A 17,913-nucleotide genomic window follows, 5' to 3' on the forward strand; every position below is an offset into this window, starting at 1 on the left:
GCGCTGTCGTGTTCCCAGGGTACGGGGTACGGGCGCTCAGGCGCCTGAGGTGACCCGGTAGGCGTCGAAGACGCCGTCGACCTTGCGAACCGTGGCCAGCAGGTGGCCCAGGTGCTTCGGGTCGGCCATCTCGAAGCTGAACCGGCTCACCGCCACCCGGTCACGGGTGGTGGTGACGGTCGCGGAGAGGATGTTGACCCGTTCGTCGGAGAGCACCCTTGTGACGTCGGCCAGCAGCTTGTGTCGGTCCAGGGCCTCGACCTGGATGGCGACCAGGAACGTCGACGCGGAGGTGAGCTTCCAACTCACCTCGACGACCCGCTCGCTCTGCGCGCGCAGGTCCTCGGCGTTGGCGCAGTCGTCGCGGTGCACGCTCACCCCGCCGGAGCGGGTGACGAAGCCGAACACCGAGTCCGGTGGGACCGGTGTGCAGCAGCGGGCCAGCTTGATCCAGACGTCGCTGACGCCCCGGACCACCACGCCCGGGTCGCTGCTGCTCTGCCGGCTGCGTGGAGGCCGGGTGGCGACGGCGGTCTCGGCGATGTCCTCCGCCGCGCCCTCCTCGCCCCCGTACGCGGCCATCAGCTTCTGCACCACCGACTGCGCGGAGACCTGACTGTCGCCGACCGCCGCGTAGAGCGACGCCACATCGGCCAGGTGCAGGTCCCGCGCGATCGACATGAGCGCGTCGGAGGTGAGCATCCGCTGCAACGGCATGCCCTGCTTGCGCATCGCCTTGACGATCGCGTCCTTGCCGGCCTCGATCGCCTCCTCGCGCCGCTCCTTGTTGAAGTACTGGCGGATCTTCGTCCGGGCGCGAGGGCTCTTGACGAAGCCCAACCAGTCCTGCGTCGGGCCGGCCGTCTCGGACTTCGACGTGAAGATCTCGATCACGTCGCCGTTGGACAGCGTCGATTCCAGCGGCACCAGCTTGCCGTTGACCCGCGCGCCGATGCACTTGTGCCCCACCTCGGTGTGCACCGCGTACGCGAAGTCCACAGGCGTCGACCCGGTCGGCAGCGGGATGACGTCACCCTTCGGGGTGAAGACGTACACCTCCTGGCTGGACAGGTCGAAGCGCAGCGCGTCCAGGAACTCGCTCGGGTCGGCCGCCTCACGCTGCCAGTCGAGCAACTGCCGCAGCCAGGTCATCTCGTCGATGTGCGCGGGCGGGCCGACGATCTGGGTGCCCTTGTGCTCCTTGTACTTCCAGTGCGCGGCGATGCCGAACTCAGCGGTGCGGTGCATCGCGTACGTGCGGATCTGCATCTCCACCGGCTTGCCGGTGGGCCCGATGACCGTCGTGTGCAACGACTGGTACATGTTGAACTTGGGCATCGCGATGTAGTCCTTGAACCGGCCCGGCACCGGCTGCCAGTTGGCGTGGATGACCCCCAGCGCCGCGTAGCAGTCCCGAACCGTGTCGACCAGGATCCGTACACCGACCAGGTCGTAGATGTCGTTGAAGTCGCGACCCCGCACGATCATCTTCTGGTAGATCGAGTAGAGGTGCTTCGGCCGCCCGGTGGTCTCCGCCTTGATCTTGGCGGCCTTCAGGTCCGTCTGCACCTTCTGCGTCACCTGCCGCAGCAGCGCCTCGCGCTGCGGCTGGTGCTCCCCGATCAGCCGGTTGATCTCCTCGTAGCGCTTCGGGAACAGCGTGCCGAAGGACAGGTCCTCCAGCTCCCACTTGATCGTGTTCATACCGAGCCGGTGCGCCAGCGGCGCCAGGATCTCCAGGGTCTCCTTGGCCTTCTGCTCCTGCTTGGGGCGGGGCAGGAAGGTCAGGGTGCGCATGTTGTGCAGCCGGTCGGCCAGCTTGATCACCAGCACCCGCGGGTCCTTGGCCATGGCCACGACCATCTTGCGGATCGTCTCGGCCTTGGCCGCGTCACCCAGCTTGACCTTGTCGAGCTTGGTGACGCCGTCGACCAGCAGGGCGACCTCGCCACCGAAGTCGGCGCGCATCTGGTCGAGGGTGTACTCGGTGTCCTCGATGGTGTCGTGCAGCAGCGCGGCGACCAGCGTGGTGGTGTCCATCCCCAGGTTGCCGAGGATCGTCGCCACGGCGAGGGGGTGGGTGATGTAGGGGTCACCGGACTTGCGGTACTGCCCGGAGTGCCACCGCGCGGCCGTGTCGAAGGCGCGCTGGAGCAGCCGGGCGTCCGCCTTGGGGTGGTTGTCCCGGTGGCTGGCGATGAGCGGCTCCAGCACCTCGCTGACCTGGGAGGTCTGCCAGGGCGCGTTGAACCGGGCCAGCCGGGCCCGGACCCGCCGACCGGTGGGCGCGTTGGACAGCCCGAACCCGCCGCTGGGCGACGGGTCGATGCCCGCGTCGGTCGGGAACGGCACCACGACGCCATCGGCGCCAGGGGACGCCTCGACGTTCGGCGGGCCGCTGGTCGGCTTCACCGCGCTCTCGCCGGGAGCCCGACCGGAGCCGTTGCCGTTGCCCGTCACCCGGGCCGGCGCGTCGCCTGTCGGGTCGGTCACCGAGCCGTCAGCGTCGCCTGTCGGGTGCACCGTGCCCTCCGCCGGAGGGACGACATCGTGGGACACCGGCCTCCTCACCGCTCGCCGGAAACACGCCGGCCGAAGATCGGCCGACCTGGTCTCGCCCGCCGGACGGGATACCGCCGGCGTCAGCAAAGGGCAATGCTACCCGCACGGACGGCCCCCTGCCGCTCCGCCGGACGGTCGGCGCCGCGTCCATCCGACCGGTCCGGGACCAACCGGTCAGCAGAGTACCGACCGGCTCAAACAGTCAACAGGGCGTGGACGGGACGCGGCGCCAGTCGCTCGCGCCCACCCAGGAAGCCGAGTTCCAGCAGCACAGTGAAGCCGGCGACGGTGCCACCGGCCCGCTCGACCAGGTCCAGCGTCGCCTGGGCCGTGCCACCGGTGGCCAGCACGTCGTCGACCACCAGCACCCGGTGCCCGGCGGTGAAGGCGTCCTCGTGCACTTCGAGGGTGGCTTCGCCGTACTCCAACTCGTAGGAGACCGAGTGCGCGGGGCGCGGCAGCTTGCCGGCCTTGCGCACCGGCACCACGCCCATCCCGGTCGCGTACGCGATGGCCGCCGCGACGACGAACCCGCGCGCCTCGATGCCGACCACCACGTCGAAGGTGTCCCGCCCGTGGTGGGCAACGATGCCGTCGATCACCTCACGGAAGACCGTGCCGTCGGCGAACAGTGGCATCAGGTCCTTGAACATGACGCCGGGCTTGGGAAAGTCGGGCACGTCCAGCACCCGACTGGCGACCAGTCGGGCCACCTCCGGGCCACTGTCCCCGTGCGCTACGGCGCTGTGGGTCTCCGTCACGGCTGTTTCGCTCTCCTTCGACGACGAACGGCGTCCGGCAACAGCATGCCGGACGCCGTTCGGGTGTTCCCTGTCGGGTCAGCGCCGCTTGGCGCCACCCGGCCGGTTGCCGCCACCACCCGGGCGACCGCCCCGGGCACCGGTGGACCGCTTGCCCGCCGGCCGAGCGCCCACCTTGGGGGCGGCACCGGCCAGCGCGGCGGCGTCCTGGTCGACCGGCTCGTCGGTCGCGTCGGCCTGGGCCACCGGGCTCGCGGCAGCACCCTTACCGGTGACCTCGCCGCGGCTGATCGCGCCCCGCCGGGTCAGGACGCGCTTGTTGTGCGCCTGGATCCGCGGGTCGTAGTTCTTCAACAGCGCCAGCAGCGGGGTGGCCACCAGGATGGAGGTCAGGAACGCCACCGCCATACCGACGAACAGCACCAGACCCAGGTCCTTCAGGGTGCCGGCACCGAGCAGGCCGGCACCGATGAAGAGCAGACCACCGACCGGCAGCAGGGCGACCACCGAGGTGTTCAACGACCGCATCAGGCTCTGGTTGACGGCCAGGTTGGACGCCTCGGCGTACGTCTGGTTGTTGTTGGCGGTGATGCCCCGGGTGTTCTCCTGGACCTTGTCGAAGACCACCACCACGTCGTAGAGCGCGAAGCCCAGAATGGTGAGGAAGCCGATGATCGTCGACGGGGTGACCTCGAAGCCGACCAGCGAGTAGATGCCGGCGGTCAGGATCAGGTTCGTGATCAGCGAGGCGACGGCGGCCACGGCCATCCGCCACTCGAAACGCAGGATCAGGTAGACCATCACCAGCGCGATGAAGATGACCAGACCAAGTACGGCCCGCTCGGTCACCTGGCTGCCCCAGGCCTCACTGACCTGGTTGTCGCTGATCTGGTCGGCGCTGATGCCGAGGTCCTCGGCGATCTGGGCCTTGACCGCGGTGGCCTGGTCGGCGCTGAGCTGCGGCGTGCGGAGCTCGTAGGAGTCGCCGCCCGGACCGCCGACCTTCTGCGTGGTAGCCACCGTGACGCCGGTGTTCTCGGCGGCGAGGGCCGAGTTGACCTCCCGCTCGGCGTCGTCCAGGGTGCCGACACTCGCCGGCACCTGGAACGAGTTGCCGCCCGCGAACTCGATGCCCAGGCTGAACCCACGGATCGAGAAGCTGAGGATCGCGATCAGGACCAGGAGCCCGGCGACGCCGAACCAGAGCTTGCGTCGACCGACGATGTTGAGACCGGCCTCGCCGTTGTAGAGGCGGCTCGCCAGACCGTTTTGAGCCATCTCAGGCCTCCTTGGCGCGCGGGTTGCGGGGCTGAGTCGGCTGGTTGCGAGCCGGCAGTGCTCGGCCCAGACCGCTGACCCGCGGGGACAGGAACGCCTGGGTCCGGGCGAACATCGTCATGATCGGGTGCCGGAAGAGGAAGACCACGACCAGGTCCAGCACGGTGGCGAGGCCGAGCGCGAACGCGAAGCCCTTGACGGTGCCGACCGAGACCACGTAGAGCACCACAGCGGAGAGCAGGGTGATCGCGTTGGCCGAGATGATCGTCCGACGGGCCCGGATCCAGGCGCGGGGCACCGCGCTACGCGGGCTGCGCCCCTCCCGGATCTCGTCTTTCAGTCGTTCGAAGTAGATGACGAACGAGTCCGCCGCCACACCGAGCGAGACGATCATTCCGGCGATGCCGGCGAGGGTGAGCGTGAAGCCGATCTGCCGGCCGAGCACCACCAGCGCGCCGAAGACCAGCAGCGCGGAGAGGATGAGGCTCAGGAAGATCACCGAGCCGAGCAGCCGGTAGTAGAAGAACGCGTAGATGATGACCAGCAGCATGCCGATGCCGGCAGCGAGCAGACCGGCGCGCAGGTGGCTGGCACCCAGCGTGGCGGTGACGTTCTGCGCTTCCTGCTGCTCGAAGGTCACCGGCAGCGCGCCGTAGCGGAGCTGACCGGCAAGGGTGCTGGCGTCCTTCTGGGTGAAGGTGCCGGTGATCTGGGAGTTGCCGGTCAGCACGCCCTGGATCTCCGGGGAGGAGACGATCTTGTTGTCCAGCACGACGGCCACCCGGCACTTGCCGTCCTGGCCCAGGGCGGTCGCGTCGCAGGCCTGGCCCTCGTTGTTGAACGCCTCACGGGTCAGCGAGGTCCACTTGCCCTGACCGTCACCGGTGAAGTCCAGGCTGACCACCCAGGCGTTGGTCTGGTCGAGCACCGCGTCGGCGTCGGACACGTCGGTGCCCAGCACCTTGGCCTGGTCGAGCAGGTACTTCGACGCGCCGTCCTCGCAGGAGACCACCTGCTGCTTCGCGTCGGAGATCGACGCCGGGGGGCGCTGGTCGAGCTGCGCGCAGCCGATCGTCGGCACGTTGAACTGCATCTGCGCCGGCAGCACCGCGACCTCCTGCGGAGACAGCGTGCCAAACGGCTTGAACTTCTCGGCCAGCGACGGGTCGGCGGTCAGATCGGCCGGGGCCTGCAACCCGTTGGCGGCCTGCCACGCGGCGGCGCCGACCTTCTGCTCGACGGCCTTGCGCTGCTCCTCGACGCTGGCCGGCACCGGCTCGGCACTGGCGCTGGCGCTGGGCGCGGCGGCGCTCGGCGAGGCCGTGGCGGACGCGGAGGGGGTCGGCGTGGCGCTGGGCGACGCCGGGGCCATTCCGCCCTGACCGCCGCTGGGCGACGAGGTCACCTTCGGCGAGGCGCTGCCGGACGGGGTCGCGGCACCGGACGGGGTCGCGCTGCCGGTCGGGGCAGCGCTGCCGGACGGGGTCGGCGCGGCGGCGGGCGGCGCCTCGGCCACCCCGCTGCCGGACGCGGCCTTGAGCACCTTGCGGAAGCGCAACTCGGCCGCTTCGCCCACGTCGTCGAGGTTCCGGTTCTCACCGGGCAGGGAGATGACGATGTTGCGGTTGCCCTCGGTGACCACCTCGGCCTCGGCCACGCCGAACGCGTTGACCCGACTCTCGATGATCTCGCGGGCCTCCTCGAGGTTCTCCGCCGTCGGGGGCTTGCCGTCGACGCTGTTGGTCGCCTCCAGTGTCACCCGCGTGCCGCCGATGAGGTCCAGGCCGAGCTTGGGCTCGAGCCGGTCCTTCCAGCTGCCGCTGGCGCCGGCGAAGAACACCAGAAGATAGAGGACCACGAAGATGAACCCGAGCACGGCGAGCTGCCGCCCGGGGCGCATCTGTCCCTGAGGTGGTGCCACGGCTGTCCTGTCTCCCTGTACGGTCGCGCCGCTGTCACAGCGGCGGCGGTGTCGGGCCGGGGGTCCCGCCCGACGGGTCTGCCTTGAGCCGACGGAATGCCGACACGAGGACCGGGCGCCCCCGGCGCGGAACGCCGACGGTCACGGGAACGTGCCGACGCCCGGCGTCGACCCAACTATCCAGTTTTCACGTCTCGCCCGCTGCCCCGTCCGGGCGCGACGACCCCGGAAGCCGGCCGACCGGCCGTACGCCGCAATCGCCGCTCCCCGAGGGAAGGGGTCACTCCTTGACGGTGTCCGCGTCCTCGGTGACCGGCTCGCTCGGCAGCTCCGCGCGGGTGACGACCCGCGCGATGGCCGGGCGGGCGTACCGGGTCTGCACGCCCGGGGCGACCTCGATCAGGACGGTGTCGTCCTCGATGCCGGTGACAGTGCCGTAGAGCCCACCGATGGTCACGACCTCGTCGCCGGGGCCGAGGTTGGACTGCATCGCCTCTGCCTCTTTGCGGCGCTTCTGCTGCGGCCGGATCATCATGAAGTACATGACACCGAAGAGCAGGGCGATCATCAGGATCGGCGTGAAACCGCCGGCCCCGCCACCCGCTGCTGCCAATTGCACGGTTACTGACCTTCCCATTGGCCACCTGCCCGGCACCGGGGTGCCGGAGCGGAGGCGGATTCTCACGTCCTGTACAGACCGCGGCGAAGTCTAAACCCTGCACCTGGGAACGCCGAATGCGGCACAGATCACGTTCACATCACGGCTGATCGACGTCCAAGGAGAACAAGTCGGGCACAGGTGGACTATCCACACCAAATGTACCATTCGGTGGTGTGCGTCCCAGATGCCGCCAAGCGGCCTCGGTCGCCACCCGACCCCTGGGCGTACGGGCCAACAACCCAGCCCGCACCAGGAACGGCTCGCAGACCTCCTCGACCGTGTCCGGCTGCTCCCCCACCGCCACCGCGAGGGTGGACAACCCGACCGGGCCGCCCCGGAACGAGTCGACCAACGCGGTCAACACCGCCCGGTCCAGCCGGTCCAGGCCGAGCGCGTCCACGTCGTACACGATCAGGGCCGCACGCGCGGTGTCGAGATCGACCACCCCGTCCGCCCGGACCTCGGCGTAGTCGCGCACCCGGCGCAGCAACCGGTTCGCGATCCGGGGCGTGCCCCGGGACCGACCGGCGATCTCGATGGCGCCCTCCGGGGTGATCGGCACCCCCAGGATTCGCGCCGAACGGTGCAGCAGCGTCTCCAGATCCGCCGGCGCGTAGAAGTCGAGATGCGCCACGAAGCCGAACCGGTCCCGCATCGGCCCGGTCAACAGACCCGAACGGGTCGTCGCGCCGACCAGGGTGAACGGCTCGACGTCCAGCGGGATCGCCGTCGCACCGGGCCCCTTGCCCACCACCACGTCGACCCGGAAGTCCTCCATCGCGCTGTACAGCAACTCCTCGGCCGGCCGCGCGATCCGATGGATCTCGTCGATGAAGAGCACGTCGCCCTCGGCGAGGCTGGTCAGGATCGCCGCCAGATCGCCGGAACGCTCGATCGCCGGGCCGCTGGTCACCCGGATGCCCGCGCCCAGCTCGGCGGCGACGATGTTGGCCAGACTCGTCTTGCCCAACCCGGGTGGGCCGGAGAGCAGAATGTGATCCGGCGGCGACCCCCGCCGCATCGCGCCCTGCAACAACAGGTCGAGCTGGTCGCGTACCCGGTCCTGGGCGATGAACTCGGCCAGCCGCCTCGGCCGCACCGTGGCCTCCGCGTCCCGATCGGCGTCGCTGACGTACGCCGAGACGAGCCCCTCGGTCTCACTCATCGTGCCGCCTTTATTCGCGACTGCGGGGCTCGCAAACCCGGCTCACTCCTCGCGCTCATCGTGCCGCCCGGGCGGTCATCGGGTGCGGCCCAGCAGTCGGATGGCCTGCTTGAGCAGGACCGGCACCGGCGGGGTCTCACCCTCGATCGACTCCGCCACCGCGGCCACCGCCTGATCGGCCTGCCCGGCCGTCCAACCCAGCCCCACCAGCGCCTGCCGGACCTGGTCGGGCCAGCTGCCGCGGGTCACCCCGGCCGCCCCGTCGGCACCGATCGGCACCGGGCCGATCCGGTCCCGTAGCTCCAGCACCAGACGTTCCGCGCCCTTCTTGCCGATCCCGGGTACGCGGGTCAGGGCGGCCGTGTCCGCGTTGGCGATCGCCTTGCGTACCGCGTCCGGGGTGTGCACCGCCAGCACCGCCTGGGCCAGTCGCGGGCCGACGCCACTCGCGGTCTGGAGCAGCTCGAACAGGGACTTGGCGTCATCGTCGGCGAAGCCGTAAAGAGTCAGCGAGTCTTCCCGCACGATCAAACTGGTGGCGAGCCGGGCGACCTGGCCGACCCGCAGCTCCGCGAGGGTCCCCGGGGCGCAGTGCACGGCGAGCCCGACCCCGCCGACCTCGATCACCGCCTGGTCCGGACCCGTCGCGGTCACCGTGCCGCGCACGCTGGCGATCATCGTGCTCCTCCTCGTCGTGCCCGGTCCGCCGCGGCGGCCAGCTTGGAGCGGGTCCCGCCGCGCCACACATGGCAGATGGCCAGGGCCAGCGCGTCGGCGGCGTCCGCCGGCTTCGGCGGCTCGGCCAGCCGCAACAGCCGGGTCACCATCGCGGTCATCTGCGCCTTGTCGGCCTGACCGGACCCCGTCACGGCGGCCTTCACCTCGCTCGGGGTGTACGTCTGCACCGGCAGCCCGGCCCGCGCCCCGGCCAGCACGGCGATGCCACTGGCCTGCGCGGTGCCCATCACGGTACGAACGTTGTGCTGACTGAACACGCGCTCGACGGCGACGCTCTCCGGTTGATGCTCGGCCACCAGCTTGTTCAGCGACCGGTCCAGGTGCAACAGGCGCAACGCCAGGTCGTCGGCCGGGTCTGTGTAGACCACGTAGTAGGCGACCAGGGTGCAGGGCCGGCCGGGCACACCCTCGACCACACCCACCCCGCACCGGGTCAACCCCGGGTCCACACCGAGCACGCGCACGCCGCCCCCTCCCCAGCCGTCAGCAGTACGTGTGTTCGACACCCTAACCGGCGCCCTTCCCACCAGCCCCACGGGACACGCCCTCCCACACCCCCAACGCCCCCACGCCCTATCCCCCGCGCCCCGCGCGCCCGCCCCCGCGCCCCGCGCCTCGCGCGCCCGCATGCCCCGCGCCCTCGCCCCAAGATCTGCGCAACTTGCTGAATGTTGCTGCCTCCGGCGCGCGAGAGACAGCAACATCCCTGATATTGCGCGGATCTTGACGACAAACGCCGCTCCGACTGACCGGGGGCGGTCTGCGGGGCGCCCACCGTCGTCAAGGTCACGCTCGATCCAGGATTTAGTGGCCACGGCGCGCCTGGATGCCACTACATCCAGGATGTTGCGCGATCTTGCGGCGCGCGGGACGGGGCGGGGCGGCGAGAAGGGCGGCGCGGCGCGGGAGCGGGTGGAAGGGGGCGGTGGGTGGGAGCGGGTAGTAGGGGGCGGGTGGGGCCACACAGCTTTGGTACGGAGTATGTGTCGCTGGCCCATGTGCCGGGGAGCACACAGCTCGTAACTTCTTGCGCCATGACGGCAGAACCCGTGGTGGTCCCCCACGTCGTACAGCTCGACCTCTCCGGTCGGACCGCCCTGGTGACCGGGGGTGGCAGCGGTATCGGGCGGGCGTGCGCCCTGCGGCTGGGCGCGGCCGGCGCCAAGGTGCTCGTGGTGGACCGCAACCTGGAGGCGGCCAAGGCGGTGGCCGCCGAGGTCGGTGGCCGGGCCGAGGGCGTGGACCTGTCCGACGCCGCGGCGGTGGATTCGCTCGACGTGGACGTGGACATCGTGGTGAACAACGCCGGGCTCCAGCACGTCGCACCGTTGCAGGACTTTCCCGTCGAGCGGTTCGAGTACATCCAGCGGGTGATGGTGGAGGCGCCGTTCCTGCTGATCCGCCGGGCGCTGCCGCACATGTACGCGCGGGGCTGGGGGCGGATCGTCAACATCTCCTCGGTGCACGGGTTGCGCGCCTCGCCGTACAAGGCGGCCTACGTCTCGGCCAAGCACGCCCTGGAGGGGCTGTCGAAGGTGGTCGCGTTGGAGGGGGCCGCGCACGGCGTCACCGCCAACTGCATCAACCCGGCGTACGTGCGTACCGCGCTGGTGGAGAGCCAGATCGCCGACCAGGCGGCCAGTCACGGCATCGACGAGGCCGAGGTGATCGAGAAGATCATGCTGGCCCGGGCCGCGATCAAACGGTTGATCGAGCCGGAGGAGGTGGCCGAGCTGCTGGCGTACCTCTGCTCGCCGCCGGCGGCGTTCATCACCGGGGCGTCGATCGCCCTCGACGGGGGCTGGACGGCCAACTAGTGGGGCTGAGCACAATGTCGACCATGTCTTCGCCGGTGGAGTTCCTGGAGCTGCTCGCCCGAGAGGCCGCGGCGGTCGAGTTCGAGGGACCGCTGGTGGCCGCGCGGGCCGCCGGGCTACCGCCGGACCGGCTGGCCGAGCTGGAGCAGGCCAAGTCGGTGGCGTTGCGGGTCCGCGCGCTGCTGGAGCGTCGCCGCCGCCGGGAGAGCGAGCTGTCCGGCCTGTACGACACGGTCAGCGACCTGGCGGGGCTGCGCGATCTGGACGACGTGTTGCGGGCGATCGTGCACCGGGCCCGTCATCTGCTGGGCGCGGACGTGGCGTACATGACGCTCAACGACGACGAACGTGGCGACACCTACATGCGGGTGACCGACGGGTCGGTCTCGGCCCGTTTCCAGCGGCTGCGTCTGCCGATGGGTGCCGGTCTCGGTGGCCTGGTGGCCCAGTCCGGTGCCCCGTACGTCACCGCCAACTACGGCGAGGACGCGCGCTTCCACCACACCGGCGAGATCGACGCCGGGGTGGGCGAGGAGGGTCTGGTGGCGATCCTGGGGGTGCCGCTGCGGCTCGGTTCGACCTCCATCGGCGTGCTCTACGCGGCCAATCGTTCGGCCCGGCCGTTCGTTCGGGAGGAGGTGGCGCTGCTGGTGTCGCTGGCCGCGCACGCCGCGGTGGCGATCGACACCGCCCGGCTGCTGACCGAGACCCGTTCGGCCTTGGCCGAGTTGTCAGCGGCGAACACCACCATTCGGGCGCACAGCAGCTCGGTGGAGCGGGCCGCCGCGGCACACGACCGGATGACCGCGCTGGTGCTGCGCGGCGGCGGCGTGGAGGACGTGGCGGCCGCAGTGACCGAGGTGCTGGGCGGCGCGCTGCTGGCGCTGGACGCCGAGGGCCGCCTGCTGGCCCGGGTGGGTGAGATCGAGGAGCCGGACCGCGCGGACATCGTCGAGGCGGTGGCCGCGTCCCGGACCGAGGGGCGCAGCGTACGTCGGGGTCCGCTCTGGTACGCGGCGGTGGTGGCGGGCGCGGAGAACCTGGGCGCCCTGGTGCTGCGCCCGGACGACGAGTTGGTCGACGCCGACCAGCGCATCCTGGAGCGGGCCGCGTTGGTGACCGCGCTGCTGCTGCTGTTCCGCCGGACGGTCGCGGAGGCGGAGGGACGGGTGCGCGGCGAGTTGCTGGACGACCTGATCGCCCGCCCGTTGCGCGACACCGACGCGCTGCGCAGTCGGGCCCGTCGGCTCGGGGTGGACCTGGACGCGCCGCACGTGCTGGTGGCGGTGGGCGACGACGCGATCGCCGCGACCGGCTCGGCTCGGCAGCGGGTGCTGTCCTGGGCCACCACGTACGCGTCGGCGCGCGGCGGGCTGGCCGCGGCGCGCGACGGCCGGGTGGTGCTGATGCTGCCGGGGCTGGACGCGGGCGGCAGCGCCCGCGCGGTGGCCCGGGACCTGTCCCGGGTGACCGGTCGACCGGTGACCGCCGGGGCGAGTGGCCCGTCGAACACGCCGTCGGCGCTGGCCCTGACGTTTCAGGAGGCGGACCGGTGCCTGACGGCGCTGGGCGCGCTGGGCCGCGCCGGGCAGGGCGCGAGCACCGTGGAGTTGGGCTTCGTCGGGTTGTTGCTGGGCACTGTCGGGGACCGGGGCGAGAAGGACGTGACCGAGTTTCTCACCGCCACCGTCGGGCCGGTGCTCGACTACGACGCCCGGCGCGGTACGGCTCTGGTGAAGACGCTGGAGGCGTACTTCGGTGTGGGCGGCAGCCTGGCCCGGGCCGCCGAGCAACTGCACGTGCACGTCAACACGGTGACCCAGCGGTTGGAGCGGGTCGGGCAGTTGCTCGGTGTCGACTGGCAGCGGCCCGAGCGGGCGCTGGAGGTGCAGCTCGCGCTGCGCCTGCACCGACTGCGCACACCAGCCGGCTGACCGACGCCGGCCGGCGGCAGGAACGCCGCCGACCGAGCAAGCAGCGTCGGCGGACAACAGCCGCCGACCGACCAGCCGGTGTCAGCGGGCGGGCAGCCTCAGCCGGGCACGAACGCGCCGACCGAGCACCCGGCGTCAGCGGGCCCGGATGCCCTGCAGCACGGCGTCGACGACCCGTTCGGGCAGGGTCTGCTCGTCCAGGTCCGGGTTCCACTGGAGCACCCGCTGGATCAGCATCGGCCCGGTGAGCAGCGCCATCGTCACCTCGACGTCGATGTCGGCGCGCAGCACCCCCTCGTCGATGCCGCGCCGCAGCACCTCGCGCATCAGCTGCCGTCGGGGCGAGATGATGTTCTGGTAGAGCTGGAACTGGTCGGCGCTGCGGTTCACCGCGGGTGCCAGGCAGGGCATGATCTTGGCTGCTCGCGGGTCGACGTTCTTGCCGATCGCGCCGACCAGCAGCACCAGGTCGTCGCGGACGGAGTGGCCCGCCGGCTGGGCCATGACGCCCTTGAGGCGGCGCAACGCGTCCAGCAGCAACGCGTCCTTGCCGGCCCAGCGGCGGTAGATGGTGGCCTTGCCGACCCCGGCGCGGGCGGCGATCGCCTCGATCGAGAGCGCCTCGATGGTGCTGCCCTCGGCGAGCAGGTCGAGGGTGGCCTCGATGATGGCCTCGTCGGCGCGGATGCTCCGCGGTCGACCGGGCGACCGCGGAGCATCAGCAGTGGACGTCATTTCCGTCATTCTTCCCGGACCTATGCCGTGCCGGCCAACTCGGGCTCGGCGACCGGCGCCGCCGGGGCGACGCTCGCGTCCTCCTTGCCCGGCATCCAGCGCAGCACCACGATCATCCCGAGTGCGGCGATCACCGCGGACAGCCCGGCCGCCCAGTGCATGGCGGTGACGAAGGCGTCATTGGCCGCCGAGATCAGCCCCGGCGCCGCCGGGCCGAGCTGGCCCGCCGCCGCGTACGCCCCGGAGATCGATTCGTTGGCCGCGTCCTGGGCCTGGGTGGGCAGACCGGTCAGGGCGTCACCGATGTCGCTGCGGTAGACCGCTGAGAGCACCGAGCCGAGGACGGCAACGCCGAGCGCACCGGCCACCTGGCGGATGGTGTTGCTGACCGCGGAGCCCACACCGGCCTTCTCCCGGGGCAGCGCCGACATGATCGACTCGGTGGCCGGCGGCATGATGTTGGCCATCCCGGCGCCCTGAATGAGGAAGACCAGCAGCACGATCCAGATCGGGGTGGAGGCGCCGATGAAGACGAAGGCGGCGAGGGACACCACAGTCAACCCCAACCCGACGGCGGCGACGGCCTTACCGCCGTAGCGGCGGACCATCGCGGCGCTGCGCGGCGCGAAGACCAGCTGGGCGCCGGCGAACGGCAGGAAGAGCAGGCCGGTCTGCAACGGGCTGTAGTCGCGTACGAGTTGCAGGTAGAACGAGCCGAAGAACATCGAGCCCATCGCGGCGAAGAAGACCAGGCCGACGATGGCGACCGGCGCGGCGAACCGGGGCACCTTGAACAGTCGGACGTCCAGCGACGGGTGGTCGCTGCGCCGCTCGTGCTGCACGAACCAGGCCAGCACCGCGATGCCCACCAGGATCGAGCCCCAGGCCAGCGGGCGGTCGAAGCCGTGCTCGCCGCCGTCGATGATGCCGTAGGAGAGGGCGACCAGGCCGACCACGGAGAGCAGCACGCCGAGCACGTCGATCCGGCCGGGCCGCGGGTCACGCGACTCGGGGACCAGCAGCGCCACCAGGACCACGCCGGCGGCGACCACCGGCACGTTGATCAGGAAGACCGAGCCCCACCAGAAGTGCTCCAGCAGCGCGCCGCCGAGGATCGGGCCGATCGCCACGGCGAGACCGACCGCGCCGGCCCAGACACCGATGGCCCGACCACGCTCGCGCGGGTCGAAGACGTTGGAGATGATCGACAGTGTCACCGGCATGATGGCCGCGCCGCCGACCCCCATCAGGGCGCGGGCCGCGATGAGCTGTCCGGGGCTCTGGGCGTACGCGGAGAGCAGCGACGCCAGGCCGAACAGCACCAGACCGATCATCAGGAAGCGCTTGCGGCCGGCGCGGTCGCCGAGGACTCCGAAGGTGAACAGCAGCCCGGCGAAGACGAGCGTGTAGGAGTTGATGGACCACTCCAGCTCGCCCTGGCTGGCGCCGAGACCGTGCACCGGGTCGGCCAGGGTGCGCAGGGCGACGTTGAGGATCGTGTTGTCGAGGACGACCACGAGGAGGCTGATCACCAGCACCCCCAGGATCGCCCACCGCCTCGGGTGTCCGGTGTTGTTGTGCAGCTCCATGCCTGGCTTTCCCCCCACGCTTGTCACCCGAGACGCAATACGATACGGGTCAGACTCGTAACGCGGATCAGCCTACGACGCGCATTAACGATACGGCACCGATCCGTATCGTATGTGGTGGGCATCACGCCCGGTCGCGACCGACAGGCAGGCGTCGACGGCCTCCGTCAACGTGCCGAGTCGCACCGCCGGACCGCTGAGCGGCTCGATCCAGCCCGGCCCCGCGCCGTACACCCGAAGGCGCGGAAAGTCCCGGGCGAAGCGCACCAGGCGGTACGCGCGGCCGGTCAGCGGCGTCTGCGACCAGAGCACGACGGTGCGCGGACGGGCCCGGTACACCGCACTGGTGAGCGCGGACCAGGGCAGCGCGGGGCCAAGGTTCAGACAGCCGCGACCCTGCTCGCGCAACGCGGCTGCGAGCGCCAGCAGACCCAGGCTGTGCGCCTCCTTCTCGGCACCGGCCAGCAGCACCCCGCCGGTGCGCAGTGACCGGCCCGGCTCCCGGCGGTACGCGTCCAACCCGACCCGGACACCCTCGCAGAGGGCGTGCTCGACGACGACCTCGACGGCGGTACGCCCCGACAGCCGGGCCAGCAACGGACGACAGACCTGCTCCCAGAGCGCCGGCACGCCCCAGGCCTCGGCCAACTCCAGCACCAGCGTCGCGACGGCGTTGGCGTCCAGGTCCTCGGCCGCCAGCGACACCTGCTTGTGCGCGATCTCCACGGCCTCCGCCGGCATCGGATCGGTCAGCACCAGACGTACCCCCGGGTAGACGTTCTCTACCCGGGGGTTCGCTCGGCGGGCACCTGGTGGATGCGCCGATCGCGGAATTTCAGCGGCGGCGGGCCGCCAGCCGGTGGGCCAGCGCGGCGACGCTGCCCCAGATGCCGCGCCGGAACAGCACCACGACCAGGACGAAGATGCCGCCGGTGACCAGTCCGATCGCCTCGAACCCGGAGAACGACAACCAGTCCTCCAGCCGGACCACGAGGGCGGCGCCGAGCACCCCACCCCAGAGGGTGCCGATCCCGCCGAGCACCACCACGATGACCGCCTTGCCGGAGGTGGTCCAGTGCAGCACGTCCAGCGAGACGAACCGGTGGCCGACCGCGAACAACCCGCCACCGAGGCCGGCGATGAACCCGGAGAGCACGAACGCGGTGAGCTTGTAGCGGTGCACCGGGTAGCCCAGCGCCCGCGCCCGCGCCGGGTTGTCCCGGATGCCGACCAGCACCCGACCGAACGGTGAGTGCACGATCCGCCAGGCGGCGGCGAGCCCGAGCAGCACGATCGGCAGGATCGCGTAGTAGAAGAAGTAGTCGTCGGTGAGGTCGACGCCGAACAGCTCGCGGGGCACCCCCTGGAGGCCGTTCTCGCCCTGCGTCACCGAGCGCCACTCGTTGGCGACGTAGTAGACCATCTGCGCGAAGGCCAGGGTCACCATGGCGAAGTAGATGCCGGTCCGCTTGACCGCCAGGTACCCGATCGGCACCGCCAGCACGGCCGCGGCGAGGGCCCCGGCCAGCACCGCGAGGGGAAACGGCAGGCCGACGTGGATGGCCACCAGCCCGGTGACGTACGCGGAGGTGCCCCAGAACGCGGCGTGGCCGAAGGACATCAGCCCGGTGAAGCCGAGCAGCAGGTCCACCGCCACGGCGAAGAGCGCCCAGCAGAGGATGTCCACCGCGACCGCCGGGTAGAGGCCGTTGGGCAGCCACGCCGCGACGGCCAGGCCGACGGCGAGCAGCGCGTACCGGACCCAGCCGGGGGCCCGGGCCACGGCGATCAGCCCGGACGGTGGCGTCGAACGGGACGCGTCGGTAGGAGTGTCCACGGTGTTGGTCATGCGGGGGCCTCCTCCCGACCGAACAGGCCGGCCGGGCGCCAGAGCAGCACGCCGGCCATCACGACGAAGACGATCGTCTGCGAGACGAGCGGGAAACTGGAGAGGTACGCCTCACCCCACGCCTGCACGAGTCCGATGCCGAAGCCTGCGGCGACCGACCCGAAGATCGAGCCCAGCCCGCCGATCACCACCACCGCGAACACCACGATGATCAGGTCGGCGCCCATCAGCGGGTTGACCGCGCGCATCGGCGCGGCCAGCACACCGGCGAGGCCGGCCAGCCCGATGCCGAAGCCGAAGACCGGGGTCACCCACCGTCCGACGTCGATGCCGAACGCAGGGGTCAGGTCCGGCCGCTCGGTGGCCGCACGGACCACCATGCCGATCCGGGTCCGGGTCAGCACCCACCACACCGCGACGCAGAGCAGCACCGCGAAGCCGAGGATGAACACCCGGTACGTCGGGAAGTCGAACAGCCCGAAGTCGACCGACCCGCTCAACAGCGACGGCGTCTCGTACGGGCTGGACTGCACGCCGTAGCGCAGTTTCACCAGGTCCTGAAGGATCAGCGTCAGACCGAAGGTGAGCAGGAAGTTGTAGAGCGGGTCCAGTTTGGTCAGGCGGTGGATCACCGCGCGTTCCAGCGCCATGCCGAGCAGACCCAGCCCCACCGGCATGATCACCAGGGCGGCCCAGAACGGCACGCCCGCCTCGCTGAGCAGCACGTACGCCCCGAACGCGCCGAGCATGTAGAACGCGCCGTGGGCGAAGTTGACGACTCGCAGCATTCCGAAGATGACCGCGAGCCCGAGGGCGAGCAGGGCGTAGAACGCCCCACTCACCAGCCCGTTGAACGTGTTCTGCGCGAATCCGCTCACCGCGTCACATCCGTTCGTGACTGCG

General features: G+C 71.0%; 15 protein-coding genes. 2 read left to right on the forward strand and 13 right to left on the reverse strand.

What is annotated here, in order from left to right; all coding sequences use genetic code 11:
- Nucleotides 1-36: 36 nt before the first annotated feature.
- The 8 genes from AB0B48_RS12000 to ruvC form a co-directional block, all read right to left on the reverse strand.
- On the reverse strand, nucleotides 37-2,559 hold the full coding sequence (locus AB0B48_RS12000; protein ID WP_357199593.1) for a bifunctional (p)ppGpp synthetase/guanosine-3',5'-bis(diphosphate) 3'-pyrophosphohydrolase: 2,523 nt from the start codon (nucleotides 2,557-2,559) through the stop codon (nucleotides 37-39).
- A 197-nt stretch (nucleotides 2,560-2,756) separates the two neighbouring features.
- Nucleotides 2,757-3,323: an adenine phosphoribosyltransferase gene (locus AB0B48_RS12005; RefSeq protein WP_357199596.1), complete on the reverse strand. Its 567-nt coding sequence runs from the start codon at nucleotides 3,321-3,323 to the stop codon at nucleotides 2,757-2,759.
- A 78-nt stretch (nucleotides 3,324-3,401) separates the two neighbouring features.
- Entirely contained in the window at nucleotides 3,402-4,601 is a 1,200-nt protein-coding gene (gene secF, locus AB0B48_RS12010) for a protein translocase subunit SecF (protein ID WP_357199599.1), read from the reverse strand.
- Between the two features lies 1 nt (nucleotide 4,602).
- The gene (gene secD, locus AB0B48_RS12015) at nucleotides 4,603-6,522 is read right to left on the reverse strand and encodes a protein translocase subunit SecD (RefSeq protein WP_357199602.1); all 1,920 of its coding nucleotides are present in this window, start codon (nucleotides 6,520-6,522) and stop codon (nucleotides 4,603-4,605) included.
- Between the two features lie 280 nt (nucleotides 6,523-6,802).
- Complete coding sequence (gene yajC, locus AB0B48_RS12020) at nucleotides 6,803-7,141, reverse strand: preprotein translocase subunit YajC (RefSeq protein ID WP_357199605.1); 339 nt, start codon at nucleotides 7,139-7,141, stop codon at nucleotides 6,803-6,805.
- A 139-nt stretch (nucleotides 7,142-7,280) separates the two neighbouring features.
- Nucleotides 7,281-8,348: a Holliday junction branch migration DNA helicase RuvB gene (gene ruvB, locus AB0B48_RS12025; protein ID WP_357199608.1), complete on the reverse strand. Its 1,068-nt coding sequence runs from the start codon at nucleotides 8,346-8,348 to the stop codon at nucleotides 7,281-7,283.
- Between the two features lie 75 nt (nucleotides 8,349-8,423).
- Nucleotides 8,424-9,026, reverse strand: coding sequence for a Holliday junction branch migration protein RuvA (ruvA, locus tag AB0B48_RS12030; protein ID WP_210784947.1), 603 nt, complete (start codon nucleotides 9,024-9,026; stop codon nucleotides 8,424-8,426).
- On the reverse strand, nucleotides 9,023-9,550 hold the full coding sequence (gene ruvC / locus AB0B48_RS12035; RefSeq protein WP_112584546.1) for a crossover junction endodeoxyribonuclease RuvC: 528 nt from the start codon (nucleotides 9,548-9,550) through the stop codon (nucleotides 9,023-9,025). Before ruvC ends, ruvA begins: the two co-directional genes overlap by 4 nt.
- A gap of 570 nt (nucleotides 9,551-10,120) precedes the next feature.
- Here ruvC and AB0B48_RS12040 point away from each other — a divergent pair.
- Nucleotides 10,121-10,903 (forward strand): 3-hydroxybutyrate dehydrogenase, encoded by a 783-nt coding sequence (locus AB0B48_RS12040; RefSeq protein WP_357199612.1) that lies wholly within the window; start codon nucleotides 10,121-10,123, stop codon nucleotides 10,901-10,903.
- A gap of 14 nt (nucleotides 10,904-10,917) precedes the next feature.
- Entirely contained in the window at nucleotides 10,918-12,837 is a 1,920-nt protein-coding gene (locus AB0B48_RS12045; protein ID WP_357199615.1) for a helix-turn-helix domain-containing protein, read from the forward strand.
- A 135-nt stretch (nucleotides 12,838-12,972) separates the two neighbouring features.
- On the opposite strand, the gene AB0B48_RS12050 is transcribed toward AB0B48_RS12045, so the two are convergent.
- The 5 genes from AB0B48_RS12050 to AB0B48_RS12070 form a co-directional block, all read right to left on the reverse strand.
- On the reverse strand, nucleotides 12,973-13,581 hold the full coding sequence (locus AB0B48_RS12050) for a TetR/AcrR family transcriptional regulator (protein WP_357199618.1): 609 nt from the start codon (nucleotides 13,579-13,581) through the stop codon (nucleotides 12,973-12,975).
- A gap of 11 nt (nucleotides 13,582-13,592) precedes the next feature.
- Entirely contained in the window at nucleotides 13,593-15,161 is a 1,569-nt protein-coding gene (locus AB0B48_RS12055) for an MFS transporter (RefSeq protein WP_357199621.1), read from the reverse strand.
- Between the two features lie 84 nt (nucleotides 15,162-15,245).
- Nucleotides 15,246-15,917 (reverse strand): transcriptional regulator, encoded by a 672-nt coding sequence (locus AB0B48_RS12060; RefSeq protein WP_357199624.1) that lies wholly within the window; start codon nucleotides 15,915-15,917, stop codon nucleotides 15,246-15,248.
- A 79-nt stretch (nucleotides 15,918-15,996) separates the two neighbouring features.
- Entirely contained in the window at nucleotides 15,997-17,010 is a 1,014-nt protein-coding gene (locus AB0B48_RS12065; RefSeq protein WP_357199627.1) for a branched-chain amino acid ABC transporter permease, read from the reverse strand.
- Entirely contained in the window at nucleotides 17,007-17,888 is an 882-nt protein-coding gene (locus AB0B48_RS12070; protein ID WP_357199630.1) for a branched-chain amino acid ABC transporter permease, read from the reverse strand. The genes AB0B48_RS12065 and AB0B48_RS12070 overlap by 4 nt, the downstream gene beginning before the upstream one ends.
- Nucleotides 17,889-17,913 lie beyond the last annotated feature (25 nt).

Source organism: Micromonospora sp. NPDC049089, from assembly GCF_040648775.1.
Lineage (GTDB): Bacteria > Actinomycetota > Actinomycetes > Mycobacteriales > Micromonosporaceae > Micromonospora.

Coding starts and splice junctions, on each gene's coding strand:
- AB0B48_RS12055 (WP_357199621.1), bottom strand. CDS start 15,161: ATGGAGCTGCACAACAACACCGGACACCCGAGGCGGTGGGCGATCCTG.
- AB0B48_RS12065 (WP_357199627.1), bottom strand. CDS start 17,010: ATGACCAACACCGTGGACACTCCTACCGACGCGTCCCGTTCGACGCCA.
- secF (WP_357199599.1), bottom strand. CDS start 4,601: ATGGCTCAAAACGGTCTGGCGAGCCGCCTCTACAACGGCGAGGCCGGT.
- AB0B48_RS12040 (WP_357199612.1), top strand. CDS start 10,121: ATGACGGCAGAACCCGTGGTGGTCCCCCACGTCGTACAGCTCGACCTC.
- ruvB (WP_357199608.1), bottom strand. CDS start 8,348: ATGAGTGAGACCGAGGGGCTCGTCTCGGCGTACGTCAGCGACGCCGAT.
- AB0B48_RS12050 (WP_357199618.1), bottom strand. CDS start 13,581: ATGACGGAAATGACGTCCACTGCTGATGCTCCGCGGTCGCCCGGTCGA.
- AB0B48_RS12045 (WP_357199615.1), top strand. CDS start 10,918: ATGTCGACCATGTCTTCGCCGGTGGAGTTCCTGGAGCTGCTCGCCCGA.
- ruvA (WP_210784947.1), bottom strand. CDS start 9,026: ATGATCGCCAGCGTGCGCGGCACGGTGACCGCGACGGGTCCGGACCAG.